The 24,874-nt window shown below is 67.0% G+C and carries 16 protein-coding genes; 12 read left to right on the top strand and 4 right to left on the bottom strand.

Translation table 11 applies throughout. The features are described 5' to 3' along the window. Nucleotides 1-5: 5 nt before the first annotated feature. Complete coding sequence (locus tag ACIPC1_RS21715; RefSeq protein ID WP_402519192.1) at nt 6-3,833, bottom strand: GH92 family glycosyl hydrolase; 3,828 nt, start codon at nt 3,831-3,833, stop codon at nt 6-8. A gap of 483 nt (nt 3,834-4,316) precedes the next feature. Between ACIPC1_RS21715 and ngcE the strand changes: the two genes are divergently transcribed. The 10 genes from ngcE (at nt 4,317) to ACIPC1_RS21665 (ending at nt 18,168) form a co-directional block, all read left to right on the top strand. Then, complete coding sequence (ngcE, locus tag ACIPC1_RS21710) at nt 4,317-5,768, top strand: N-acetylglucosamine/diacetylchitobiose ABC transporter substrate-binding protein (protein ID WP_402519190.1); 1,452 nt, start codon at nt 4,317-4,319, stop codon at nt 5,766-5,768. Between the two features lie 86 nt (nt 5,769-5,854). Beyond that, nucleotides 5,855-6,778, top strand: a complete 924-nt coding sequence (locus ACIPC1_RS21705) for a carbohydrate ABC transporter permease (RefSeq protein WP_384376164.1) — start codon at nt 5,855-5,857, stop codon at nt 6,776-6,778. Beyond that, nucleotides 6,778-7,698 carry a carbohydrate ABC transporter permease gene (locus ACIPC1_RS21700; RefSeq protein WP_402519188.1) on the top strand — a complete coding sequence of 307 codons (921 nt, stop codon included), beginning with the start codon at nt 6,778-6,780 and terminating at the stop codon, nt 7,696-7,698. The genes ACIPC1_RS21705 and ACIPC1_RS21700 overlap by 1 nt, the downstream gene beginning before the upstream one ends. A gap of 293 nt (nt 7,699-7,991) precedes the next feature. Further along, nucleotides 7,992-9,191, top strand: a complete 1,200-nt coding sequence (locus ACIPC1_RS21695; RefSeq protein WP_402519186.1) for an ROK family transcriptional regulator — start codon at nt 7,992-7,994, stop codon at nt 9,189-9,191. Between the two features lie 122 nt (nt 9,192-9,313). Next, entirely contained in the window at nt 9,314-10,399 is a 1,086-nt protein-coding gene (locus ACIPC1_RS21690) for a sugar ABC transporter substrate-binding protein (RefSeq protein ID WP_402519184.1), read from the top strand. Nucleotides 10,400-10,684: 285 nt separating this feature from the next. Further along, the gene (locus tag ACIPC1_RS21685; RefSeq protein ID WP_365426421.1) at nt 10,685-11,476 is read left to right on the top strand and encodes an ATP-binding cassette domain-containing protein; all 792 of its coding nucleotides are present in this window, start codon (nt 10,685-10,687) and stop codon (nt 11,474-11,476) included. Between the two features lie 68 nt (nt 11,477-11,544). Next, nucleotides 11,545-12,801 carry a sugar ABC transporter permease gene (locus ACIPC1_RS21680; RefSeq protein WP_402519551.1) on the top strand — a complete coding sequence of 419 codons (1,257 nt, stop codon included), beginning with the start codon at nt 11,545-11,547 and terminating at the stop codon, nt 12,799-12,801. A gap of 214 nt (nt 12,802-13,015) precedes the next feature. Next, the gene (gene dxs / locus ACIPC1_RS21675; protein WP_402519182.1) at nt 13,016-14,956 is read left to right on the top strand and encodes a 1-deoxy-D-xylulose-5-phosphate synthase; all 1,941 of its coding nucleotides are present in this window, start codon (nt 13,016-13,018) and stop codon (nt 14,954-14,956) included. Nucleotides 14,957-15,101: 145 nt separating this feature from the next. Continuing rightward, nucleotides 15,102-16,625 carry an amino acid permease gene (locus ACIPC1_RS21670; RefSeq protein WP_402519180.1) on the top strand — a complete coding sequence of 508 codons (1,524 nt, stop codon included), beginning with the start codon at nt 15,102-15,104 and terminating at the stop codon, nt 16,623-16,625. Between the two features lie 85 nt (nt 16,626-16,710). Beyond that, nucleotides 16,711-18,168, top strand: coding sequence for an ArnT family glycosyltransferase (locus ACIPC1_RS21665; RefSeq protein ID WP_402519179.1), 1,458 nt, complete (start codon nt 16,711-16,713; stop codon nt 18,166-18,168). Between the two features lie 12 nt (nt 18,169-18,180). On the opposite strand, the gene ACIPC1_RS21660 is transcribed toward ACIPC1_RS21665, so the two are convergent. Next, nucleotides 18,181-18,546 (bottom strand): NTP pyrophosphohydrolase, encoded by a 366-nt coding sequence (locus tag ACIPC1_RS21660; protein WP_402519178.1) that lies wholly within the window; start codon nt 18,544-18,546, stop codon nt 18,181-18,183. Nucleotides 18,547-18,779: 233 nt separating this feature from the next. Between ACIPC1_RS21660 and ACIPC1_RS21655 the strand changes: the two genes are divergently transcribed. Further along, nucleotides 18,780-20,051, top strand: coding sequence for a nucleotide sugar dehydrogenase (locus tag ACIPC1_RS21655; protein ID WP_402519176.1), 1,272 nt, complete (start codon nt 18,780-18,782; stop codon nt 20,049-20,051). Then, nucleotides 20,048-21,838, top strand: a complete 1,791-nt coding sequence (locus tag ACIPC1_RS21650; RefSeq protein ID WP_402519174.1) for a glycosyltransferase — start codon at nt 20,048-20,050, stop codon at nt 21,836-21,838. Before ACIPC1_RS21655 ends, ACIPC1_RS21650 begins: the two co-directional genes overlap by 4 nt. Before the next feature lie 72 nt (nt 21,839-21,910). On the opposite strand, the gene ACIPC1_RS21645 is transcribed toward ACIPC1_RS21650, so the two are convergent. Next, nucleotides 21,911-23,377: a polysaccharide deacetylase family protein gene (locus tag ACIPC1_RS21645; protein WP_402519173.1), complete on the bottom strand. Its 1,467-nt coding sequence runs from the start codon at nt 23,375-23,377 to the stop codon at nt 21,911-21,913. Nucleotides 23,378-23,423: 46 nt separating this feature from the next. Next, on the bottom strand, nt 23,424-24,848 hold the full coding sequence (locus tag ACIPC1_RS21640; protein WP_402519171.1) for a cellulose binding domain-containing protein: 1,425 nt from the start codon (nt 24,846-24,848) through the stop codon (nt 23,424-23,426). Between the last annotated feature and the right edge of the window lie 26 nt (nt 24,849-24,874).

Raw genomic sequence — 24,874 nt, 5'->3', positions numbered from 1 at the left:
GTCCGTCAGGCCAGCAGTTCCACCTCTGCCAGCGTCGCCTCGCCGGTCAGGACCAGGCGGTAGTGCGGGTACGAGCCCGGTTTCGCGATGGAGAACGCCCGGGTCTGCTTGTCCCAGGTGAAGGACTCACCGGAGCGCTTGTCCAGGTCGGTCCACTTCGTGCCGTCGGACGAGCCCTGGAGGACCCAGCCGGTCGGCGCCGTCGTGTGGTCCGCCGAGGACGTCAGCGTGTACTGGACGCCCTTGGTGGCGGCGGACGTCGGCAGCTCCACCGCCGTCACGCTCGCGGCCGTCGCCGAGGTGTTGTCGAACAGCGCGCCCGCACCCTTCAGAGCGTCCGTGCGCGGCGCGGGCACCTTGTCGTCCTTGGTGATCGACACGGGCGCCGCGTTCTTCCCGGTACCCCAGGAGGACGGCTTCGGCCCCATGTCGAACTCCAGCACCGCACCCTTGGAGATGAGCGAGTGGGGGAGCGAAGTCGACGTCCACTTCTTGCCGTTGACCTTCAGGCCCTGCACGTACACGTTCTTCGTACTGTTCTTCGGCGCCTTGACGACGAGGTCCTTGCCGTTCTCCAGATGGACGGTCGCCTTGGTGAACAGCGGGGAGCCGATGGCGTATTCACCGCTGCCCATCACCAGCGGATAGAAGCCGAGCGCGGAGAAGAGGTACCAGGCCGACTGTTCGCCGTTGTCCTCGTCGCCGTGGTAGCCCTGCCCGATATCGCTGCCGGTGTAGAGGCGGGACATGACCTCGCGGACGTTCTCCTGCGTCTTCCAGGGCTGGCCCGCCGCGTCGTACATGTAATTCACGTGGTGGGCGACCTGGTTGGAGTGCCCGTACTGGCCCATCCGTACGTCACGGGCCTCCGTCATCTCGTGGATGACCCCGCCGTAGGAGCCCACGAACTCCGGCGAAGCCGTCTCGGGCGTGGCGAAGTACGTGTCGAGCTTGTCCGCCAACCCGCTCTGGCCGCCGTACAGATTCGCGAGACCCTTTGAATCCTGCGGCGCGGTGAAGGCGTATCCCCAGCCGTCGGTCTCGGTGTAGTCGTAACCCCACACGCGCGGGTCGTACTCGGACGACTCGACCCGCCAGTCGCCGCTCGCGTCCTTGCCCTGGAAGAAGCCGGCCTGGGGGTCGAAGAGATTCACATAGTCCTGGGCGCGGTTGAGGAAGTACGCGGCTTCCTCCTTGTAATGCTTCTCGCCGGTCTTCTTGTAGAGGGCCTCGCCCATCTTGGCGATGCCGTAGTCGTTGAGATAGCCCTCCAGAGCCCAGGAGAGGCCCTCGTGCGTGTCCGTACTCGTGTAGCCGAGGAAGGGCGAGGTGGCCATGCCCTTGCGGCCCACACCGGACGACGGGGGGACGACGGTCGCGTTCTTGACCGCCGCGTCGTACGCCGACTCCGCGTCGAAGTCGACGCCCTTCACGTACGCGTCGGCGAACGCCACGTCCGAGGACGTACCGGTCATCAGGTCCGCGTACCCGGGCGAGGACCAGCGCGAGGTCCAGCCGCCGTCCTTGTACTGCTGCACGAACCCGTCGACCATCTCACCCGCCTGATCGGGCGTCAGGAGTGAGTACGCCGGCCAGGTCGTCCGATAGGTGTCCCAGAAGCCGTTGTTGACGTACACCTTGCCGTCGACGATCTTCGCGCCGGTGTGGGTGGGGGTGTCCGGGTTCGGCATGGGCGAGAAGGGCGAGGCGTACTGGTACTTCGAACCGACCTTCTCGAAGCCGGAGTTGGGGTACAGGTACAGCCGGTACATGCTGGAGTACAGCGTCGTCAGCTGGTCCGGCGTCGCGCCCTCGACCTCGACCGTGTCGAGGATGTCGTCCCACTGCTGCTGGGCCCGCGCCTTGACCGTCCCGAAGGACGTGCCGTCGGGGATCTCCTGGCGCAGGTTGTCCTTGGCCTGGTCGATGCTGATGAGTGAGGTGGCGAGGCGCAGGGTGACGGTCCGGTCGTCGCCGGCGTCGAGCTTCAGGTAGCCCTTGACTCCGCTGGAGTCGCCCTCGGTCACCGGCGCGTCGAGCACCCCGTACACGAAGAGCCGTGTCGCCCCCGTCGACAGCCCGGACTTCACGTCCGAGTAGCCGGTGACGATCCCGTTCTCCTTGTCGAGTGTCAGCCCGGCCTGGTCGGTGACGTTGTCGAAGACCACGCTCGCGTCGTCACCGGGATAGGTGAACCGCAGCGCGGCCGCGTGGTCGGTGGGCGCCATCTCGGCCTTGAGACCGTTCTCGAAGGTGACGCCGTAGTAGTACGGGGTCGCGGTCTCGTTCTCGTGGCTGAAGGCGAGCTCGCGTGCGTCACGGCCGGTGTCGGGGGTGCCGGACGCCGCCGACGGCATCACCTGGAAGGTCTGCCGGTCACCCATCCAGGGGCTCGGCTCATGGCTGGCGCTGAACGCCTGGATGGTGGGCAGGTTGTCCGCGTTGTTGGCCCGCGCGTAGTCGTAGAGCCAGCTGAGCGAGCCCGCGTTGGTCACCGGCGTCCAGAAGTTGAAGCCGTGCGGGACGGCCGTCGCCGGGAAGTTGTTGCCGCGCGAGAAGCCGCCGCTGGAGTTGGTGCCGCGGATGGTCGAGGCGTAGTCGGACAGATGCGCCTTCGGGTTCTCGGGCGCGACGGTCTTCAGCGTCACGTCGTCGAGCCAGCCGCGGAACTTCGCCGGGCCCTTCGGGGAGTCGTACCCGACCAGGATCCGGTCCACCGTCTTGCCCGCCGCGACCGAACCGATCCGCGAGGAGACGCTGTTCCACTGGTTGACGTAGAGGACCTGGGACGCGCCCTGCCCCTGCGGTGTCAGCGCGAACCCGTGCTGGTCCAGGGCCTTGAGGCCGCTCAGATAGGTGCCGTCCGTGAAGACCAGGTCCACGGCCACGTTGGTGGCGTCGTAGTCCAGATCGCCGTCCGCCATCGACGGGAAGATCTTGTACGACAGCTCCGTGTCGCGGTCGACGGCCACGTTCACGTCGAAGACCTTGTTGTACGAGTACGCCTGGCCGTCCGCCTTGTGCGTACCGGCGTACCGCAGGGCCCGCGTGCCGGTGAAGCCCGCGCCCGCCTTGGCCGTCGGGGAGCCGCTCGGGCCGCGGTCCACCAGCGAGAGCATGTCCTTGGGCGTCGGGTCCTCGGTCGCGCCCGTGGAGAACTGGACGTCGGCGAGCTGAAGGATGTCGCCGCTGTGGATCTTGGTGATGTCGAGGCGGAAGTGCTGGTACTCGACCGGACTCGTGATGTCGTACGACTTTGTCTGGAACCTCTCGGCGAAGGACTCGCCGGTGCGGGTGTCGAGGGTCTTCCAGTCCTTGCCGTCCGTGGAGCCCTGGAGGGTCCAGTCCTGGGGGTCGCGCTCGTCGTGGTCGTTGGCCGAGGTCAGCGCGTACGTGACCACCTTGACCGGAGCGCTCAGGTCGAACTCCGCCCAGCCGCTGGACTCGAAGACCAGCCACTTGGTGCTCGACTCGAGGTCGGCGAGGTTCTCCTTCACCTCACCCCCGCCCGTGTTCTCGCCACTGGCCCGGACGTCGGTGACCTGGTCGGTCACATTGCCGGGGATGCCCGAGCTGTATCCGCCGTCGACACCGGACGACCGCTTTGTCCCGTCGGGTGCGGTGTCGACGGTGCTCAGCCAGTCCGGGGCCGGGTCGTCCGTCTCGAAGGAGGACGCGAACTCACGGTCGGGGGCCGCCGCCTGGACCGGCTGGGCGATCGCCGCGCCCTGTGAGGCGACCAGCAGGGAGAGGGCAGCCACTCCCACGGCCGTGGCGGAACTCCATCTGTGTCCTGTCGAAGAACTCCGTCTGTACCGAGCTCCGTGCTGCATATCCGAGCACCCTCCCTACACCTGGACAACGTTGTCAGAATCGCTCCGCAAGGACCAGTAGGGAGTCAAGTTGTCAGTGATGTCAAGGGTGTTGAATGTGGCGTCCGTGGTGAATATCGCACGACAAGCCGCGCATTGCTCCCATCGTGGGAGGTTGGCACCCTGTGGATCTTCTCGGGAGGAACGCGTGGCTGTCCCACATTTCCGCGAGGTCTCAACTCGGAAAAGACCGACAACCAAACGTGCATTCGATCTTGCTCCATTGGCGTGAAGTGGACTATACCTGTCGGCGTCTGCCCCTGTTCATCGGCTGTGTACAGGCGCGACACGGGGGGAAATGTGAAGGGGGTGGACTGTGTCACTTACACCGATCGCCACGTCGTTCCACTGAATCCCTCCCGTACGACCCCAGCTTGACCCAACCGCGGTGCCGGGGAGGATCCGGTTCACCGCCTGAGTCCTGAAGAAGGCGAGGACTTGAGCATGGGATCCACTTCCGCCGAGAACAGCAACCCCGAGGGTGTCGGACGGCGCGATCTGATCAAGCGTTCGGCAGCGCTCGGCCTGATTTCCGTACCGACGATGAGCTTTTTGTCCGCTTGTGCGAGCAGTGACAGCGGTTCGGGAGACAAGGCCGAGACCGGCAAGAAGACGACGAAGAACCCGCTGGGCGTCAATGAGACGGCCACGCTTTCCGTCGTCATCTTCGACGGTGGTTTCGGCACGAAGTACGCGACCGACGCCAACGCCGAATACAAGAAGGCGTACCCCAAGGTCAAGATCGATTTCCACAAGACCCAGAAGATCCAGTCCGAACTACAGCCCAAGTTCAACGGCGGCACTCCTCCGGATCTGATCGACAACTCCGGCGCCCAGCAGATGGACATGGGCGTGCTGGTCGGAAAGAAGCAGCTCACCGACCTCACCCCGCTCCTCGACGCGCCGTCCATCGACGACCCGGCGAAGAAGGTCCGCGACACGCTGCGCCCCGGCATCGTCGAGATGGGCCAGTTCGACGGAGACCCGGTCTGGATCATGTACTACGCGTACACGGTCTACGGCGTCTGGTACTCGCAGACCGCTCTCGACAGACTCGACGCGACGTACCCCGAGGACTGGGACGCCATGCTCGCGCTCTGCGAGAAGGCGAAGAAGCAGGGCATCGCCGGCTGGACGTACGCGGGCAAGTACCCGTACTACCTGCCGTTCTCGCTCTACCCGTTCATCGCCAAGATCGGCGGCCGCGAGGTTCTCGACAGGATCGACAACCTGGAGCCGAACGCCTGGAAGGACCCGGCCGTCAAGTCCGCGTTCGAGGCGTACTACGAGCTCTTCAAGAAGGGTTACATCCTCAAGGGCACTCCGGGAATCGACCACATCCAGTCGCAGACCGCCTGGGCCAAGGGTGAGGCGCTCTTCATCCCGAACGGCTCCTGGGTCGAGAACGAGTCCGCGAACGTCATCCCCGCCGACTTCAATCTGGCCGTCAGTGGTCCCACCGGCCTCGACAGCTCCGACAAGATGCCGTTCGGTACGATCTGGGCCTCCGGCGGCGAGCCCTTCATCGTCCCGGCCAAGGCGGCCAACCCCACGGGCGGTATGGAGCAGTTGCGCATCATGCTCAGTGAGGCCTCGTCGAAGAACTTCACCACCCAGGTGAAGTCACTCACCGCCCTCAACGGCGGTACCGACGGCGTCGAGCTGACCCCGGGTCTCAAGTCCGGTGTCGCGGCCCTGGACAAGGCCGGCGACAACGTCGTCAACCCGCGGCTCCAGGACTGGTACGTGAAGCTTCAGAAGGAACAGATCGGTGTCTCCGGTCTCGGCGAGATGATGGCAGGGCGACTGACCCCGGCCGAGGCCATCAAGAAGATCCAGGGCTACGCGGACGCGGCGGCCAAGGACCAGTCCATCAAGCACTACAAGCACCAGTAACGGCACATGCGCCTACGTCACCAGTAACGGCACATGCGCCTACGTCACCAGCGGCGGCACCCGCAAAACGATCGGGGTCGGTAACCATGCAGCACGGCAAGTACCGGTTCATTGCGGGGTTCTTGGTGACCCCCTTGGCGCTGTACGCGATCTTCGTGATCTGGCCGTTCATCCAGGCGATCTACTACTCGTTCACGGACTGGACCGGTCTGAGCCCCGACTTCAAGATGGTCGGCTTCGCGAACTACACCAGAATGCTGGACGACGACGTCTTCTGGAAGTCGTTGCAGCACAGCCTGCTGTTCGCTCTGCTGCTGCCGCTGGTGACTCTGGGTCTCGCGCTCTTCTTCGCCTTCATGCTCAATGTCGGTGGGCGGCGCCGAAAGGGCGCCGCCATCACCGGAGTGCGCGGCTCGGGTTTCTACAAGATCGCCTATTTCTTTCCGCAGGTGCTTTCGATCGCGATCGTCGCCCTGCTCTTCCAGTTCGCATACAACCCCAACGACGGGGTGATCAACGGGACGTTCAAGGCCATCGGCCTCGACAGCGTTCAGCCGGACTGGCTGGGCGATCCGAATCTCGCCCTGTGGTGCGTGATGTCCGTACTCCTGTGGAGCACGGTCGGATTCTTCGTCGTGCTGTTCTCCGCGGGAATGGCCTCGATTCCGAAGGACTTCTACGAGGCCGCACTTCTCGACGGCGCGAGCCGATTCACCACGTTCTTCAGAATCACCCTTCCGCTGCTCTGGGACACCGTGCAGTCGGGATGGGTCTACATGGGAATCCTGTCCCTCGGCGCCGAGGCATTCGCCGCCGTACAGATCATGACCGTGGGCCCCGGCGGGCCCGACTACTCGACCACGGTCCTTCCGCTGTACGTGTACCAATCGGCGTTCCGCGACGCGAACGCCGCCTATGCGACAACGATCGGTGTCGCCCTCCTCGTCGTCACGCTGCTGTTCGCGGCGATCGTGATGCGACTGGGCCGGCGCGAGCGGCTGGAGTACTGATGAAGACCACTGACACCCCGCCGACCGCGGACCCGGTCGAGGACCGCCCCCGGGTGGTGAAGACGCGGGCCGCGCCGGTGAAGGCCGGGAGCAGCAAGGGCGGCGTGCTCAATGTCTTCTCGCACGCGATCCTCGTCATCTGGGCGATCATGGTCGTCCTGCCGCTGCTCTGGGCGGTGATGACGTCCTTCAAGGACGACAACGCCATCTTCAGTTCGCCCTGGTCGCTGCCCGACAAGCTGCATTTCGACAACTGGTCGCGGGCCTGGTCGCAGGCGCACATGAGCGACTACTTCGGCAACACGATCATCGTGGTGGGCTTTTCGCTGGCCGGCACGCTCGTGCTCGGCTCAATGGCCGCGTACGTCCTGGCCCGCTTCGAGTTCCCGGGAAACCGCTTCATCTACTTCCTCTTCGTCGGAGGCATGAGCTTCCCGGTCATGCTCGCCCTGGTGCCGCTGTTCTACGTGCTGAACAACATGCAGTTGTTGAACACCCTGCCGGGCCTGATTCTCGTCTACATCGCCTACTCGCTGCCGTTCACCGTGTTCTTCCTGACCTCGTTCTTCAGGACGCTGCCGACGTCGATCGCAGAGGCGGCCTTCGTCGACGGGGCCTCGCACACCCGGACGTTCTTCCAGATCATGCTGCCGATGGCCAAGCCGGGCCTGATCAGCGTCGGCATCTTCAACTTCCTGGGGCAGTGGAACCAGTACATGCTCCCGACGGTGCTCAACACGGACCCGGACAAGAAGGTGCTGTCTCAGGGCCTTGTCGAGCTGGCGACCAGCCAGGGATACAAGGGCGACTGGTCGGGCCTGTTCGCCGGTCTGGTCATGGCCATGCTGCCTGTGCTGGCCGCGTACATCATCTTCCAGCGACAGGTGGTGCAGGGCTTGACGGCAGGCGCTCTCAAGTAGCGAGTCGACACTCCACCTCCAAGGGAGGCCTCGCTTCGGCGACGCTCAAGCAGTGCTTCGCGACCCCCTTCGTGTTCGTCGGCTCCGACCCGGGAGCGGCGAGGATGTGTCCGCAGGGTGACGGAAACGGAACGGGACCAGGAGGCCCCGATTTTCGTCAAGGACTTGACTGCGGTAACCCGTTCAGCGGAGCTTGGAGTTCACAACTTGTAGTGACCCGGGTTCCGCTGCTGTGACCCGGATCACATGGGCGGCATCGGGGCCGCCCGCTTAGGGCAGGAGTGGATGAGTCGATGGAGACTCCGGGGTCGCAGTCGTCGCTGCACCGAGCCAATCTCGAGCGCGTCGTGCGTGCGGTGCGCCTGGCGGGTTCGCTCACGCAGGCGGAGATCGCGAGGACGACCGGCCTGTCCGCGGCGACCGTCTCCAACATCGTCCGGGAGCTCAAGGACGCGGGAACGGTCGAGGTCACACCGACCTCGGCGGGCGGCCGCAGGGCCCGCAGCGTCAGTCTCAGCGGCGACGCGGGCATCGTCATCGGCGTCGACTTCGGGCATACGCATCTGCGCGTCGCGGTCGGGAACCTCGCCCATCAGGTGCTCGCCGAGGAGTCCGAGCCGCTCGATGTGGACGCCTCCGCGGCGCAGGGCTTCGACCGGGCGGAAGAGCTGGTCAGCCGTCTGATCGCGGTGACCGGGGTGGACCGCTCGAAGATCGCCGGCGTGGGTCTCGGCGTGCCGGGGCCGATCGACGTCGAGTCGGGGACCCTCGGCTCCACCGCCATCCTGCCGGGCTGGACGGGCACGAAGCCCGCCGAGGAGATGGGGGGACGCCTCGGAGTGCCGGTGCACGTGGACAACGACGCCAACCTGGGCGCGCTGGGCGAGCTGGTCTGGGGTGGTGGGCGCGGGGTCAAGGACCTGGCGTACATCAAGGTCGCGAGCGGGGTCGGCGCGGGTCTGGTGATCAACGGCAAGATCTACCGCGGCCCTGGCGGCACGGCCGGGGAAATAGGGCATATCACCCTTGATGAATCCGGCCCCGTCTGCCGCTGCGGCAACCGGGGCTGCCTGGAGACCTTCACGGCCGCCCGGTACGTACTGCCGCTCCTCCAGTCCAGTCACGGCACCGATCTGAGCATGGAGGGCGTCGTCAGGCTGGCGCGGGACGGTGATCCGGGCTGCCGACGGGTGATCGCCGACGTCGGCCGCCACATCGGGAGCGGCGTCGCGAACCTCTGTAATCTGCTCAATCCCAGCCGGGTGGTCCTGGGTGGCGACCTCGCGGAGGCCGGGGAGCTGGTTCTCGGGCCCATAAGGGAGTCGGTGAGCCGGTACGCGATCCCCAGCGCGGCACGTCAACTCACGGTGCTGCCGGGGGCCCTTGGCGGCCGTGCGGAAGTCCTCGGGGCGCTTGCTCTCGCGCTCAGCGAGATGGGCGATTCGACCCTTTTGGACGGGTCGCTGACCGCCGCGAGCCCCGTCTTCACTTAGAGAACGCAGGGGGCCGTTGCCATCTCGTTAAGTATTTACTTCTTGACGTCGCACGCATGGCCGAGTTGACTTCGAGCCACCTCGGCCGCAACGACGCGGCCTCGTCAGGGAGGTTTCACCAAATGAACACGTTCGCGCGTCGTGCCGCAGTGGCTTTCACCGCCACCGCGATGGCAGCGTCGCTCGCCGCTTGCGGCGAGGCCGGGGATGGCGGCAGCTCGTCCAGCGACAACAAGACCATCGGTCTGCTGCTCCCCGAGAGCAAGACCACGCGTTACGAGTCGTTCGACTACCCGCTGATCAAGGCGAAGGTCACCGAGCTCTGCTCCGACTGCAAGGTCGACTACAAGAACGCCAGCGAGAACGTCTCCACCCAGAAGCAGCAGTTCGACGACCTGATCACCTCCGGTGTGAAGGTCATCATCCTTGACACGGTGGACTCCCCGTCCGCCAAGGCGTGGGTGCAGGAAGCCGCCGACAAGGACGTGAAGGTCGTCGCCTACGACCGCCTCGCCGAGGGCCCGGTCTCCGCGTACGTCTCCTTCGACAACGAGAAGGTCGGCGAGCTCCAGGGTCAGGCCCTGGTCGACGCGCTGGGCTCCAAGGCCGCCACCGCCAACGTGGTGATGATCAACGGCAAGGAGAGCGACCCGAACGCCGCGCTGTTCAAGTCGGGCGCGCACAAGGTCCTCGACACCGAGGTCGGCAAGATCGTCTACGAGCAGTCCGGTGAGTGGGACGCGGCCACCGCGGGCCAGAAGGTCGGCGCCGCCATCACCTCGCTCGGCAAGGACGGCTTCGACGCCGTCTACTCCGCGAACGACAGCATGGCCGGCGGTATCATCGCCGCCCTCGAGTCGGCCGGCATCAAGAACATCCCGGTCGGCGGTCAGGACTCCGAGCTCGCCGCTATCCAGCGGATCCTCGCCGGCACCCAGTCCTTCACGATCTACAAGCCGTACAAGCCGGAGGCCGAGAAGACCGCCGAGATCGCGGTCAACCTCCTGAACGGCAAGTCGATCGACTCGCTGGCCGACACCAAGAGCGACAGCCCCAGCAACAAGGGCATCCCGTCGTCGCTGCTGCAGCCGACCGTCGTGACCAAGGCCAACATCAAGGACACGGTCATCGCGGACGGCCTCTGGAAGGCGTCCGACATCTGCACCGCCGACTACGCCGCGGCCTGCAAGGCAGCCGGCATCGAGTAAATCCGGAACCGGTACGGTGCCCCGCTTCCTCAGCTGCCCCGCGAACGGGGCGGGGCGCCCTACCCACTGTCGGATCCTCACCACCGGCCGCCACCCCCACCAGGGAGCCGAGCGGCCGGTGATTTCCACCCCCCACAGGGCCGCATCCCCCCGCGGCTCTTGCACAACTCAGTTTTTCGCGCGTTGATGCGGACGTAGTCCCGTTCCTGGTGCTGAACACCAGCCCCGTTCCCGGGCGCTGCTCGTCCAGCGCGCGGTATCCCCGCCGGTCAGGCGGCGAAGGAGATGGTTCACGTGTCCGCTACGCCCGTGCTGGCGTTGCGCGGAGTGTCCAAGCGGTTCGGTGCGGTTCAGGCGCTCACCGATGTCGATCTGGATGTTTCCGCAGGCCAAGTGGTCGCCCTGGTGGGCGACAACGGCGCCGGTAAGTCGACGCTCGTCAAGACGATCGCGGGTGTCCACCCGATCGACGAGGGCGTCATCGAGTGGGAGGGCAAGCCCGTCTCGATCGGCCGGCCGCACGATGCCCAGAACCTGGGCGTCGCCACCGTCTACCAGGACCTCGCCCTGTGCGACAACCTGGACGTCGTGGCCAACCTCTTCCTCGGACGTGAACTCGGCAAGGCAGCCGTGCTCGACGAGGTCGCCATGGAGAAGCGGGCCAAGGAGCTCCTTGACACCCTCTCCATCCGTATCCCCAGCGTGCGCATCCCGATCGCCTCGCTCTCCGGCGGTCAGCGCCAGGTCGTGGCGATCGCCCGCGCCCTGGTCGGCAACCCCAAGGTCGTGATCCTCGACGAGCCCACCGCGGCTCTCGGCGTCGAGCAGACCGCGCAGGTCCTCGACCTGGTCGAGCGACTGCGCGAGCGTGGCCTCGCCGTCATCCTCATCACCCACAACATGGCTGATGCGAAGGCCGTCGCCGACGAGGTTGCGGTTCTGCGGCTCGGCCGCAACAACGGTGTCTTCGAAGTGAAGAGCACCTCCCAGGAAGAAATCATCTCTGCCATCACGGGCGCCACGGACAACGCCGTGACCCGTCGTGCGGCCCGTAGCAACGGGGAGGTTCAGAAGTGAGCACCGACAAGACCTCCACGTCCGAGGCCACCGACGCGAGCGAGGCGGTCACGCCTCAGGACGAGCACATCGTCGAGAACCCGGAAGCCGCCGCCGGGGCCAACCCCGCGGTCGACCCCCGGCTGCTCATCCGTGAAGAGGGCATCAGCGGATACCTCACCGAGTTCAAGCGGAAGCTCCGCGGTGGCGAACTCGGCGCCGTCCCGGTCGTCTCCGGCCTGATCATCATCTGGGCCATCTTCCAGTCCACCACCGGGCGCTTCCTGGAGCCGGACAACCTCAGCAACATCGCGCAGTACATCGTCGGCCCCGGCCTCATCGCCACCGGCATCGTCTTCGTGCTGCTGCTCGGTGAGATCGACCTGTCGGCCGGTTCCGTCGCCGGTCTGACCGCGGCGCTCGCCGCCGTGATGGCCGTCAAGAACGGGATGAACGAAACGCAGGCCGTGGTGCTCGCGCTGCTCGCCGCGGCCGCCATCGGCGCGCTGCACGGCTTCTTCTTCGCCAAGATCGGTGTCCCGGCGTTCGTGGTCACCCTGGCCGGCTTCCTGGGCTGGAGCGGTCTCCAGCTCCAGGTCCTGGGCAACACGCTCTCGCTCAACAACATCGCCGACGGTGTCATCTACTCGCTGAACAACACCTACTTCTCCAACGTCGCCTGGGCCAACACCGCGGCCATCATCGCGGTCGCCGTCCACGCGCTGTCCCAGCTCAACGACCGGCGCCGGCGCAAGGCCGTCGATCTGCCGCACCGCCCCCTCAGCGAGGTCGCGCTCCGTTCCGGCGTCGTAGCGGCGCTCGCCTTCGGCATCGCGGCCGTCTTCAACCAGGCCCGCGGTTTGCCGCTCGGCATCACGATCTTCCTGGTCATCGTCGTGGTTTCCAGCTTCGTGCTGCGCCGCACCCGCTACGGTCGGCAGATCTTCGCCGTCGGTGGCGGCATCGAGGCCGCCCGCCGTGCCGGTATCAACGTCGCCTGGATCCGTATCTCGGTGTTCACGATCTCCGGGTTCCTCGCGGGCCTCGGCGGTCTGTTCATCGCCTCGCAGTCGGGTGTCGCGGACAGCAACCTCGGTGGCGGCAACACCCTGATGATGTCCATCGCGGCCGCCGTCATCGGTGGCACCAGCCTCTTCGGCGGCCGGGGCACCCCCTGGTCGGCGGTGCTCGGCATCCTGGTCATCCAGTCGATCATCACGGGCCTGTACATGGGCGGCAGCTCCACCCAGGCCGTGCAGTTCATGATCACCGGAGTGGTGCTGCTGGCGGCCGTCGTCCTGGACTCGGTCTCGCGCCGTACCCAGAAGTCGGCGGGACGCGCCTAGCGGTCGCACATCTGATCGAAGTGCCCGGTACCAATGACGGTACCGGGCACTTCTATGTCCGGACATGCCGGGCGATCCGGGGGGGCACCGGTACGACGATTTACAGCCGTTCGCGTGACGTACAACGCACAGCCCGGACGCCGACATGAAAGGCGGAACATTAGACTCGACAGACCCGGCAAAGCTCGAACAGCTCTATCGCAAGGAGGCACGGGTGCCGTTGCTGACCCGCATCAGGGGACCGCGCGATCTGGACCGGCTCAGCCTGGAGCAGCTGGACCAGCTGGCCGGCGAGATCAGGACCTTTCTCGTCGACGCGGTCTCCAAGACCGGCGGCCACCTCGGCCCGAACCTCGGTGTCGTGGAGCTGACGATCGCCCTGCACCGTGTCTTCGAGTCGCCCAGGGACAGGGTGCTGTGGGACACCGGCCACCAGTCCTACGTCCACAAGCTGCTCACCGGCCGTCAGGACTTCTCGAAGCTGAAGATGAAGGGCGGCCTCTCCGGCTACCCCTCACAGGCCGAGTCCGAGCACGACGTCATCGAGAACTCGCACGCCTCGACGGTCCTCGGCTGGGCCGACGGCCTCGCGAAGGCGAACGAGGTCCTGGAGCGCGACGACCACGTGGTCGCGGTCATCGGCGACGGAGCCCTCACCGGCGGCATGGCCTGGGAGGCGCTGAACAACATCGCCGACGCCAGGGACCGCCCCCTGGTGATCGTCGTCAACGACAACGAACGCTCGTACGCACCGACCATCGGCGGCCTCGCGAACCACCTGGCGACGCTGCGTACCACCGATGGCTACGAGCGCTTCCTGGCCCGCGGCAAGGACCTCCTGGGCCGCACTCCGGTCGTGGGCAAGCCTCTCTACGAGACCCTGCACGGCGCGAAGAAGGGCCTCAAGGACTTCATCGCCCCGCAGGGCATGTTCGAGGACCTCGGCCTCAAGTACGTCGGCCCGATCGACGGCCACGACATCGAGGCCCTGGAGTCGGCCCTCGCCCGCGCCAAGCGCTTCGGCGGACCGGTCATCGTGCACTGCCTCACCGAGAAGGGCCGCGGCTACCAGCCCGCCCTCCAGGACGAGGCGGACCGCTTCCACGCCGTCGGCAAGATCCACCCCGACACGGGCCTGCCGATCGCCTCCGCCGGCGCCGACTGGACCTCCGTCTTCGGCGAGGAGATGGTCAAGCTCGGCGAGGAGCGCAAGGACATCGTCGCCATCACCGCCGCGATGCTCCAGCCGGTCGGCCTCGACAAGTTCGCCAAGGCCTTCCCCAAACGGGTGTACGACGTCGGAATCGCCGAGCAGCACGCCGCCGTCTCCGCGGCCGGCCTCGCCACCGGCGGACTGCACCCCGTCTTCGCCGTCTACGCGACCTTCCTCAACCGCGCCTTCGACCAGGTCCTGATGGACGTGGCCCTGCACAAGTGCGGTGTCACCTTCGTCCTCGACCGGGCGGGCGTCACCGGCACCGACGGCCCCTCGCACAACGGCATGTGGGACATGTCGATCCTCCAGGTCGTGCCGAGTCTGCGGCTGGCCGCGCCGCGCGACGCCGACCAGGTCCGCGCCCAGCTGCGCGAGGCCGTCGAGGTCACCGACGCGCCGACCGTGGTCCGCTTCTCCAAGGGCGCGGTCGGCCCGGCCGTCCCCGCCCTGGGCCGGATCGGCGGCATGGACGTGCTGCGCGAGCCGGGCACCGACAACCCGGACGTCCTTCTCGTCTCGGTCGGCGCCCTCGCACCGATGTGCCTGGAGATCGCCGGCCTCCTCGACAAGCAGGGCATCTCCACGACCGTCGTCGACCCGCGCTGGGTCAAGCCCGTCGACGAGGCCATGGCCCCGCTCGCCGAGCAGCACCGGGTCGTGGTCACCGTCGAGGACAACTCCCGCGTCGGAGGCGTCGGTTCGACGATCGCGCAGGCCCTGCGCGACGCGGGCGTCGACGTACCGCTGCGCGACTTCGGCATCCCGCCGCGCTTCCTCGACCACGCCTCCCGCAAGGAGGTCATGACGGAGATCGGCCTGACCGCGCCGGACATCGCCCGCCAGGTCACCGGCCTCGTGTCCAAGCTCGACGGCCGGTTCGAGCGCACCACCGCGGAGGCCGTGGACGCCGTCGACGTGGTACAGCCCGTGCGCGACTGACGTACCCCACAGGTCCCTTGGGCCGGTTTCATCACTCTGAAGGGGTGGTGAAACCGGCCCATTCGCGTGAACATGTCCGCGCCGGGGCATACGCAGCACACGCCCCCTCGATCATGTCGAGGACGTCAAGCGTGGAGGTACACCCGTGAGCAGCACCGTCTTCAGAACGAAGAAGATCGAACAGTCGATCTTGGACACTGAGGAGCCGGAGCACGCACTCAAGAAGTCGCTGTCCGCTCTGGATCTCACCGTCTTCGGCGTCGGAGTCATCATCGGCACCGGCATCTTCGTGCTCACCGGCACGGTCGCCAAGAACAACGCAGGCCCCGCCGTCGCCCTGGCCTTCGTGGTGTCCGGGGTCGTCTGCGCGCTTGCCGCCCTCTGCTACGCCGAGTTCGCGTCCACGGTCCCGGTGGCCGGCTCCGCCTACACCTTTTCGTACGCCTCACTCGGCGAGCTGCCCGCCTGGATCATCGGCTGGGACCTGGTGCTGGAGTTCGCGCTCGGCACGGCGGTGGTCGCCGTCGGCTGGTCCGGTTACGTCGCCTCGCTCCTCGACAACGCGGGCTGGCACCTGCCGGAGGCACTCAGCGGAAGAGAGGGGGCCGACGGCTTCGGCTTCGACATCCTGGCCGCCGCCCTCGTACTGGTGCTCACCGGCATTCTCGTGCTCGGCATGAAGCTCTCCGCGCGGATCACCTCGCTCGTCGTCGCCATCAAGGTGACCGTCGTCCTCGTCGTGATCGTCGCGGGCGCCTTCTTCATCAAGGCCGACAACTACGACCCGTTCATCCCGAAGGCGCAGACCGTGGACGCCGGCGCCGACCTCCAGTCCCCGCTCATCCAGCTGATGTTCGGCTGGGCGCCCTCCAACTTCGGGGTGATGGGCATCTTCACCGCCGCCTCGGTCGTCTTCTTCGCCTTCATCGGCTTCGACGTCGTGGCCACGGCCGCCGAGGAGACGAAGAACCCGCAGCGGGACATGCCGCGCGGCATCCTCGGCTCGCTGGTCATCTGCACCACCCTGTACGTCGCCGTGGCGATCGTCGTGACCGGCATGCAGAAATACACCGACCTGTCCGTGGACGCCCCGCTCGCCGACGCGTTCAAGGCCACTGGGCACCCCTGGTTCGCGGGCTTCATCAGCTTCGGCGCCGCCGTCGGCCTGACCACGGTCTGCATGATCCTGCTCCTCGGCCAGACCCGGGTCTTCTTCGCGATGAGCCGCGACGGACTGCTGCCGCGGTTCTTCTCGCACGTCCACCCGCGCTTCAGGACCCCGCACCGGCCGACCATCCTGCTCGGCGTCATCATCGCGATCCTTGCGGGCTTCACCAGCCTGAGTGAACTCGCCGAACTGGTGAACATCGGCACGCTGTTCGCCTTCGTCGTGGTCGCGATCGGCGTGGTCATCCTCCGGCGCAGCCGTCCCGAGCTGCCCCGCGCCTTCCGCACCCCCCTGGTGCCCTTCCTCCCCATCGTCTCCGTGCTGGCCTCGCTGTGGCTGATGCTGAACCTGCCCGCCGAGACCTGGCTGCGGTTCGGTATCTGGATGGTCATCGGCTTCGTCATCTACTTCCTGTACGGGCGTTCGCACAGCCGTCTCGGCTTGCAGGAGCGGGCAGCGGCGGGCACGGTACCCAAGCCGCAGAGCGGCGACTCCCAGTAACTCCCTTTGAGGAACTGTTTTTTGCTGATCCGGCCCCGTATGTCTCGCTTCGGCGGAGGCTGCGGGGCCGGATAGCGTGCACCATATGCTCGCCGAGCTCCTGGAATCACCACGCTCCGTAGCCGCGTCACGAGGACCGGACCGCGCCTACTGGAGACGGCTCCTGCCCTTCCTGGCACTACTCGCCTGCGTCACCCGGGCCCCCTCCTTCATACGTCCGCTGTGGAACCCCGACGAGGGCTATCTCGCCGTACAGGCGCGGATACTGGCGAACGGTGGAGAGCTCTACTCGACCGTCGTGGACCGCAAGCCACCGCTCGTGCCGTGGCTGTACGAGGCGGCCTTCGCGGTGTCCGGCTCCGGTTCGCTCACTTCGGTACGGGTCCTCGCGGTCGTGGCCCAGCTGTCCACCGCCGTGCTGCTCGCGTCGCTGGCCCGGCGCCGCTGGGGCGACCGGGCGGGGCGCACGGCGGGCGTGCTGTATCTGCTGGTCTCCATCGGGCTCAACCCCGAGGACGCGCAGGCCGCGACCTTCGAGGTGTTCATGCTGCCGTGCACGGCAGCGGCGATGTGGTGCGCGGACCGGCGCCGGTGGGGCGCCGCCGGGGCTGCCGTCGCGTGCGCGTTCCTGACGAAGCAGACGGGCGGGGCGGTCATTGTGCCGGTGGTGTGGCTGCTGTACCGGCACGGTGCCTCCCGAACGAGTCAGGTGCGGCTCGGAGTTGGAGCAGTCCTGCCCGTCCTCTGTGCGGCACTGGTCACCGACCCGGCGGGATTCCTGTTCTGGACGGTCACCGGATCAGGCGCGTACGCCTCCTTCACCGGCTCCGAACTCCACGTCCTGGGCCGCGGGTTGACCAACACCGCGATCCTGGCGGTGGCCTGCGCGGGCCTGATCCCTCCGGTGGTACGAGTCCTGCGCATCGCCCGCACGGGTTCGGCGGAGCTCTGGCTGTGGCTGGCCTCCTCGGCGGCCGCGGTACTTCTCGGCTTCCACTTCTTCGGCCACTACTACCTGCAACTCACTCCACCGATCGCCCTGTTGGCGACGGCCGCACTCCAGATCCTGCCCCGCGAACGGCTGGTGAGGGCCGTCCTCACCTCCGTCTGCTGCTGCACCCTGTTCCTCACCTGGGGCCTGCTCGCGCCGCGCCCCGACCTCAACCACGCGCAACGCCTCGCGGCCGCGGTGGCCCACCGCACGGACCCCGGTGACCGAGTCCTCGTCTGGGGCATACACCCCGAGATCTACTGGCTCGCCGACCGCACCCCCGCCAGTCGCTTCCTCACCGCCGGTCTCCTCACCAACTACAGCGGCGGCCGCAACGGCCCCCAGGTCGGCGAGAAGTACGCCGTCGAGGGAGCCTGGCCGGTGTTCCGAGCGGAAATGGCGGCCCATCCGCCGGCCCTCGTCATCGACGACTCCCGCGACAAGCCGTACGCACCGAACCGGGTGCCGTCGCTGCGGCGGCTGCTGGCCGGGGGGTACGAGGAGGCGGGGGTGGTGGACGGAGCGGTGCTGTACGTGCGCGAACGGAACTGATTCCTACGCCCCTTACGAGTCCCTTCGTACCGCTCGCGGACCCACCACCTCGGCTCCGAACTCACCCACCCGGCGCCGGAGTTCACGGTCCGCCGTCACGACCAGGCAGGGTCGCCCGGCCGCGGCGGCCGCCAGCTCGGTGATCCGGTCGTCCCCGCTCCCGGGCGCCGCCTCCACCCGTACACCCGGCACGGACTCCACGCCCCGGGCGGCCCCCTCGATCACGAGGACGATCTCCACCGGCCCCTCGCGCCCCGGGATGCCGTCCACCGCGAGCCGGTCCCGGAGCCGCTCCGCGGCACCCCGGCGATCCCGCCACCAGCCGTCGGGGACGGATCCGACGACGTTGGCAGCGTCGATGATCACGAGTGTCGTCACAGGGCTACCTTTCCACGCCTGGACAGACCGGTGGGATGACGGAAGACACGTGAGGCGAGTGGAAGGTTGTATGCCCCTACAGGTGAGAAGGGGCACTTGTGAACGTGTGTTTGAGGTGTGAAGTTTTTGTTAGCATCCCTCTCTTGTTCGATTCGTCAGGGAATCGAACGGTCGAGGTATCGACACACACACCGGACAGCTCTGCCCGGTGCAACGGGGTTGGGAATGATGTCGTGAGCAGATCCTCCACGGTGGATCTTGTTGTTGTCGGACTTGGCTATGTGGGGCTTCCCCTGGCCCGCTCTGCCTCGGCGGCTGGGCTGAAGGTGGTCGGTCTCGACCGCAGCCGACGGGTCGTCGACGGTCTGAACGCGGGCTGTTCGCATGTCGACGACATCACCGACGGCGAAGTCCGCAAGATGCTCGAACAGGACTTTGAAGCGGTCGACCGGCCCGAGGTCATCGCCGGCGCCGCCGCGGTCGTCGTCTGCGTGCCGACTCCCCTCACCGACCACGGCTCCCCGGACCTCGGCGCGGTACACGCCGCGGTCGCCGACATCGCCGCCCACCTGGTCCCCGGCACCCTCGTCGTGTTGGAGTCGACCACCTATCCGGGAACCACCGACGAGGTCGTACGCCCCGCGCTGGAGGCCGGTGGTCTGCGGGTCGGCGAGGACTTCCACCTGGCCTTCTCCCCGGAACGCATCGACCCGGGCAACCCCACCTATGGGCTGGAGAACACGCCCAAGGTGGTCGGTGGCATCACGCCGGACTGCACCAAGGCCGCCCGAGCGCTCTATGAGCGCTTCGTGACGCGCGTGGTGGAGGCCAAGGGCACCCGCGAGGCCGAGATGGCCAAGCTGCTGGAGAACACCTACCGCCATGTGAACATCGCTCTCGTCAACGAGATGTCGATGTTCTGCCGCGAGATCGGTGTCGACCTGTGGGACGCGATCCGCTGCGCCTCCACCAAGCCGTTCGGGTTCTCGGCCTTCTACCCCGGCCCCGGTGTGGGCGGGCACTGCATACCCATCGACCCCAACTACCTTTCGTACAAGGTCCGTTCGCTCGGCATCCCGTTCCGCTTCGTGGAGCTGGCGCAGGAGATCAACCAGCGCATGCCCGTGCACGTGGTCAACCGCGCGGCCGATCTGCTGAACGACCAGGGCAAGGCCGTCCGGGGCTCGCGGATCCTGCTGCTCGGCGTGACGTACAAGCCCGACATCTCCGACCAGCGGGAGAGCCCCGCGCTGGCCGTGGCGGAGAACCTGCGCGCGCGGGGCGCCGAACTCAGCTACTTCGACCCGCGCGTCGCCGACTGGACGGTCGAGGGGGTGCCGGTCGAGCGGGCGGAGGACTACCTCGCCGCGGCCGAGTCGGCGGACCTCACGATCCTGCTCCAGCCCCACCGGGAGATCGACCTCGGACTGCTCGCCGACCGCGCCAGGGTGCTGTTCGACACCCGTGGCAAGTCGGCCGATCACCCCCGGGTGGTCAAGCTGTGACCACGGAGGACAGCTACATACCGGGCGCCGTCGATGCCGGCGGGCGCCAGCGGCACCGCAAGCGCAGACATCTGAAGGTCTCGTACGTCGTCTTCGCGGGCCTGGCCGTGCTGATTGCCACCCGGCTCGACGCCGGTTCGCTGCACCTGTACTCGATGGCTGCGCTGGGACTTCTGTCGCTCAAGATGTTCGGGGCGCTCTTCTACCGTCCGGCCAAGGGGGGACGGGAGGAGCTGGAGTACGTCGAGAACGCGTGGGTCACCGCGGTCATGCCGATCTACAACGAGGACCCGGTGATGTTCGAGCAGGGACTGCGCAGTCTCCTCGTGCAGAGCCGGCTTCCCAACGAGATCCACATCATCGACGACGCCAGTGCCGATGCCGGCGGCATCAGGATGGCCAAGCGGATGGCCCGCGAGTTCGAGGCCCGCGGGGTGAAGTACACGGTCAGCGTGCAGCCGGAGAACAAGGGCAAGCGCGAGGCGCTGGCCCTGGGGTTCGAGGCGGCGCCGTACACGGACATCTTCCTCTGCGTGGACTCGGACACGGTGCTCTCCCGGGACACGGTCCGCGAGCTGCTCATTCCGATGGCGGACGAGAAGATCATGGCCGCCACCGGCATGGTCCTCGCACTCAACCACGACAGCAACATCTTCACCCGCCTCCAGGACCTGCGGTACGGAAACTCCTTCCTCTTCGAACGCGCCGCGTATTCGCGTCTGAAGTCCGTGCTCTGCTGCTGCGGCGCGCTGTCCGCGTATCGCGGGACGCTGGTGCGCAAATACCTCCCGGACTTCCTCAATCAGCAGTTCCTGGGCAAGCCCGCCGTCTTCGGCGACGACCGACGGATGACCAACTACTGCCTCATCGAGGGGCAGGTGGTCTTCCAGGAGACGGCTGTCGGGTACACGGCCGTGCCGGAGAAGCTGCCGCACTTCCTGCGCCAGCAGGTCCGCTGGAACAAGTCGTTCTTCCGGGAGTCGCTCTGGGCCTTCCGCCATCAGAAGAAGTGGCGGCCCGCTTTCTGGCTGACCACCATGGAACTGATGCTCTGGCTGGTCTTCGGCTCGGCGATGTTCTATTCGATGGTCATCCTGCCGATCATCCATCCCGACCGGTTCGTCAACCACATCGGCGACTACCTGGTCTTCATGGTGCTCATGGGGTATCTGCGCAATGTGCGCTACCTCGACTTCCCCCGCCGTGGAATGGGCTTCATCAAGCGGTTCGGCATGTTTCTGCTCGCCCCGCTCTACGGCGTGATCCAGCTGACGTTGCTGACACCGCTGCGTTTCTACGCCCTCTTCACTCTCCACAAGGGCAGTTGGGGCACCCGGCAGGGTGGCGTCGAGGTGTCGGTGGCAGGGGACCACGAGGCAGAGGTGACGGAGATCTGGGAGGAGGAGGACCCGTACTCCGATCCGAAGGTCGGCGAGACGCTTCAGCTCATGCGCCTCGAAGGCGTCGCGCTGCGCACGTCTCCCGCGCGGACGGCCGTCATCACCGCGGATCCGCTGCCGCCGGACCATGACGCGGACTACCTCCAGGGTGTTCCTCAGCAGCGGGTGTCATGGGGGGCTCCCGGGCAGCCGCAGGGCGGCGAGTGGCACCCGGCCCAGGTACAGAACCCCGGCCGCCACCAGCAGCAGTGGCCGGATCAGCAGCAGCCGGATCCGTACCAGCAGCCCCAGCAGGGCGAGTACGTGGACCCGTCCTGGCAGCAGGGACAGGGGCAGGGCCAGGGATACGGGCACGGAAACGGGCACGGAAACGGACAGGGCTGGTAGAGCCGGGAACACGGTGAAGGGGCGGGCCGCGCGGGGAAACCCCGGCGTGGCCCGCCCCTTCACCGCATCTGCTCAGGTGTAGTAGGCCATCGCTTCCGACACGGTCACGACGGGGATGCCCCGGCCGGCGATCGCCGCCATGAGCGTGGCCAGTCCGGCCCGGCTGATCTCCGTGCTCGCCGTCGGAGTTCCTTCGACGATCCTGTGCAGGCAGAGGATGAGCCAGTCACCGTTGTTCGCGCAGCGGTCGAGGCGGCCACCCGCGGCCGTCAGGTTCGCCAGCGTCGTACCGCCGATTCCCGACCCGTCGTTGATGCCGGTGAGCGCCTTGAGGCGATAGGGCATCGCCGGGGCGAACGACTCGATCGTCTCGGAGATGATCGACCTCGCCGTGGTGAAGTGCCGACCGGCGATCAGGTCCACGGGAACGCTGTCCGTCGTCTTCTGGAACGCGCCGTGCGGGTAGGCGAAATGCTCGCCCGTGAAGCCGTTGGCCACCATCCACTCCCGCAACTGCCGCAGATCGGTGTCCACTTCCTGCGCGGTGAGCTTGCTGTAGTCGGCGGTGTGGGCGGCCATCGCGTAGGCGTGCCCCTCCATGTCCCAGCCGGAGAAGTCCTGGAGGGACCGCATCTGCTCGACGCTGAGGTAGTTGCTGGTCCCCGCAGCCTCGGCGATGTTGTAGCTGGTGCCGGGAAAGCCGTACGCGTCCATGGTCGGCCGGGCCAGGTCATGGATCGACAGGTGGGAGTCGTCGAAGGTGATCGAGACGGCGCCCTTCGGGAAGACCGCGGTGGTGTCCGGGATGAGCTCGACCGCCTGCAGACGGTAGGTCACCGGGCCGCCCGCGTTGTCGTACACGGCGAACGACATGTCGGTGAAGCCGGACTTGGCGGAGGGGACCCCGGCGGCGGAGAGCGAGAAGGTTCCGGCCGCGCTGGTCACATCGGCCCACTGGAGGTGCACCGTCACCCATTCTCCCGACTGGACGTAATTCGCCGACGTCGTGGAATGCGCGTGGAACGTCCAGGAGAAGTAGTTCGCGAAGGAGCCGGTGCCGAGGTAGAACGCCAGCTTCGACAGGTTCGTCGTGTCTTCGACCCGGAACACGAGCCTGATCATCTTGCCGGTCAGGTCCATGGCGGTCATACCGGTCTTACGGACGTACGACTGCTTGTTCGTGCCGTTGGTGGTGACCCGGACCGACTGGGTCCCGCGCACGAAGACCGACGTGTCATTCGCTTCGGCCGACGCGGTGCCGGCGCCGGCGGCGGTCCAGCCGTGCCCGGTCTGGAACTGCTGGGACCAGGTGGCGCGGCGATGTCGGGGACGGCGCCCGGACGGAGCGTACGTCGGGGGTGTGCCGAGTCCGCCGATCACCGCGGCCACCGACGTGGCAGCCGCCGCGGGTTGGGCCGGCACGGTGCCCAGCAGCGCGCCGCCGGCTGTCACAAGGCCTCCCGTGCCGGCCATGCGCAGTGCGGAGCGTCGGCTCACCGGTTGCGCGGGGGTGCGGGGAAGGGACGACTCTTTGCTCACCAGGGCTCCTGAGCGTGTTCGGCGGTTCGGCCGGGAAGGAGGGTTTTCAGGACGCGGGAACGGTGTTGAAGTAGTTCATGCCGTTGTCGCTGAACTCCTTCACCTCCGTGCCGACGTCCTTCGGGGAGACGATGTCGTTGGCGTTGTAGTACAGCCAGTCGACCTGCATGTCCCAGACGCGGTCGCCCTTGAACGGAAGGTCCACGAACCAGGTGTTGAAGTTCACGGACATACCGGCACGAGGGGCGTACTTTCCGCTGCTGCTGAACAGCTTCTTGCCGTCGAGAAGGTACGTGACCACGTCGTCGTCAACCGTGATCATCACGGTGTGCCAGCCCTGGAGGCTCTCCTCCAGCTTGCTGGTGACACGGTCGCCCTTCTCGTAGCTGTACCAGCTCGTGGTGTCGAGCTTGGGCCCGGGCGCGCCCCAACCGCCGTTCGGCATGTACTCGTTGTCGAGTTCGCTGTACTTCGTGCCCTTGCCGCCGATGGCGTAGAAGGTCTGGTTGACGTGGTCTCCGTTGTCGCCGGACGTCGGCTTGTCGCTGAAGTGGATCCGGGCGGCGAAGGTCCCCTCGCGGAACTCGGTACCGGTGCTGCCCAGGCTGGCCTGGTGCGTGCCGGCCTCGGTGCCGTCCGTTGTCGCCTGCAACTGGAGCACCTGGGCACCCAGTGCGTCCTTCTCCGCCGGGAAGCTGACGCCCTTGGCCGACCAGGTGTCGTCGATCCCGGGGCCGCCCTTGCTCGTGCGGACCAGCCAGCCGTGCCGGGAGAGAGCCGGGTCATCGGGGCCGCGGTAGTGGAAGTTGTCGAAGAGGACCCCGGCCGGAACGGTGGGCCGGGAAGCGGCGGAGGCCCCCGCCGACGCTGTGGACGCTTGGGTGTTGCCGTCCGGCTCCTCCCCCCAGACGAGCGTGCCGCGCTTGTAGGCGGTCACCAGCTTCGACTCCTTGTAGCTGGTCTTCTCGGCGTCGAAGGAGCGGTCGTTCGACTGTTCCAGGTCCTTGTGGTCGACGCGGTAGAGCTGAAGCTCGATGCCCCGGCTGTTCGCGCCGGGCTTCAGGGTGCCCGCGTCCGCGGTGAAACCGATCTCCAGGTAGCGGTCCGCGGTGTCGGTGGGGCTGTCCGGTGTGTCGAAGGTGCCGGAGATGTCCGAGCAGTCGACAGCGGCCTGGACGCAGTTGAACGCGTACTCTGAGGCTCCGTCCGCCGTGAAGTAGTACCGCAGCGTCACATCGCTCAGGGACACGGTCTTCTCGGACGTGTTGAAGACCTCCAGCCATGGCTTGGCCGCCCCGGTGCTGGCCGGGGTGTCGGTCCGGTACCGGACGGTGAGCTCGGTGGGCTCCGGGTTCGCCGCACGCCACACGGGATAGAGCGCCGTGGCGCCGGCGGCGACCGCGCCCACGAGGAGCAGCAGTCTGATCTTGGGCCACACACGACGACGGGGTTTGCGGCGGGTAGACGCCACGGAATCTCCTCCGCAGGACACTTGAG

The organism is Streptomyces sp. NPDC087263 (assembly GCF_044744645.1).
Taxonomy (GTDB): Bacteria; Actinomycetota; Actinomycetes; order Streptomycetales; family Streptomycetaceae; genus Streptomyces.
Note: the sequence above shows the minus strand (reverse complement) of the source record. Positions and strands in the feature narration are given on the sequence as shown.

Excerpts from the sequence above, each read along its gene's own strand:
- ACIPC1_RS21715 (WP_402519192.1), bottom strand. The coding sequence starts at position 3,833 with ATGCAGCACGGAGCTCGGTACAGACGGAGTTCTTCGACAGGACACAGA.
- ngcE (WP_402519190.1), top strand. The coding sequence starts at position 4,317 with ATGGGATCCACTTCCGCCGAGAACAGCAACCCCGAGGGTGTCGGACGG.
- ACIPC1_RS21705 (WP_384376164.1), top strand. The coding sequence starts at position 5,855 with ATGCAGCACGGCAAGTACCGGTTCATTGCGGGGTTCTTGGTGACCCCC.
- ACIPC1_RS21700 (WP_402519188.1), top strand. The coding sequence starts at position 6,778 with ATGAAGACCACTGACACCCCGCCGACCGCGGACCCGGTCGAGGACCGC.
- ACIPC1_RS21695 (WP_402519186.1), top strand. The coding sequence starts at position 7,992 with ATGGAGACTCCGGGGTCGCAGTCGTCGCTGCACCGAGCCAATCTCGAG.
- ACIPC1_RS21690 (WP_402519184.1), top strand. The coding sequence starts at position 9,314 with ATGAACACGTTCGCGCGTCGTGCCGCAGTGGCTTTCACCGCCACCGCG.
- ACIPC1_RS21685 (WP_365426421.1), top strand. The coding sequence starts at position 10,685 with ATGGTTCACGTGTCCGCTACGCCCGTGCTGGCGTTGCGCGGAGTGTCC.
- ACIPC1_RS21665 (WP_402519179.1), top strand. The coding sequence starts at position 16,711 with ATGCTCGCCGAGCTCCTGGAATCACCACGCTCCGTAGCCGCGTCACGA.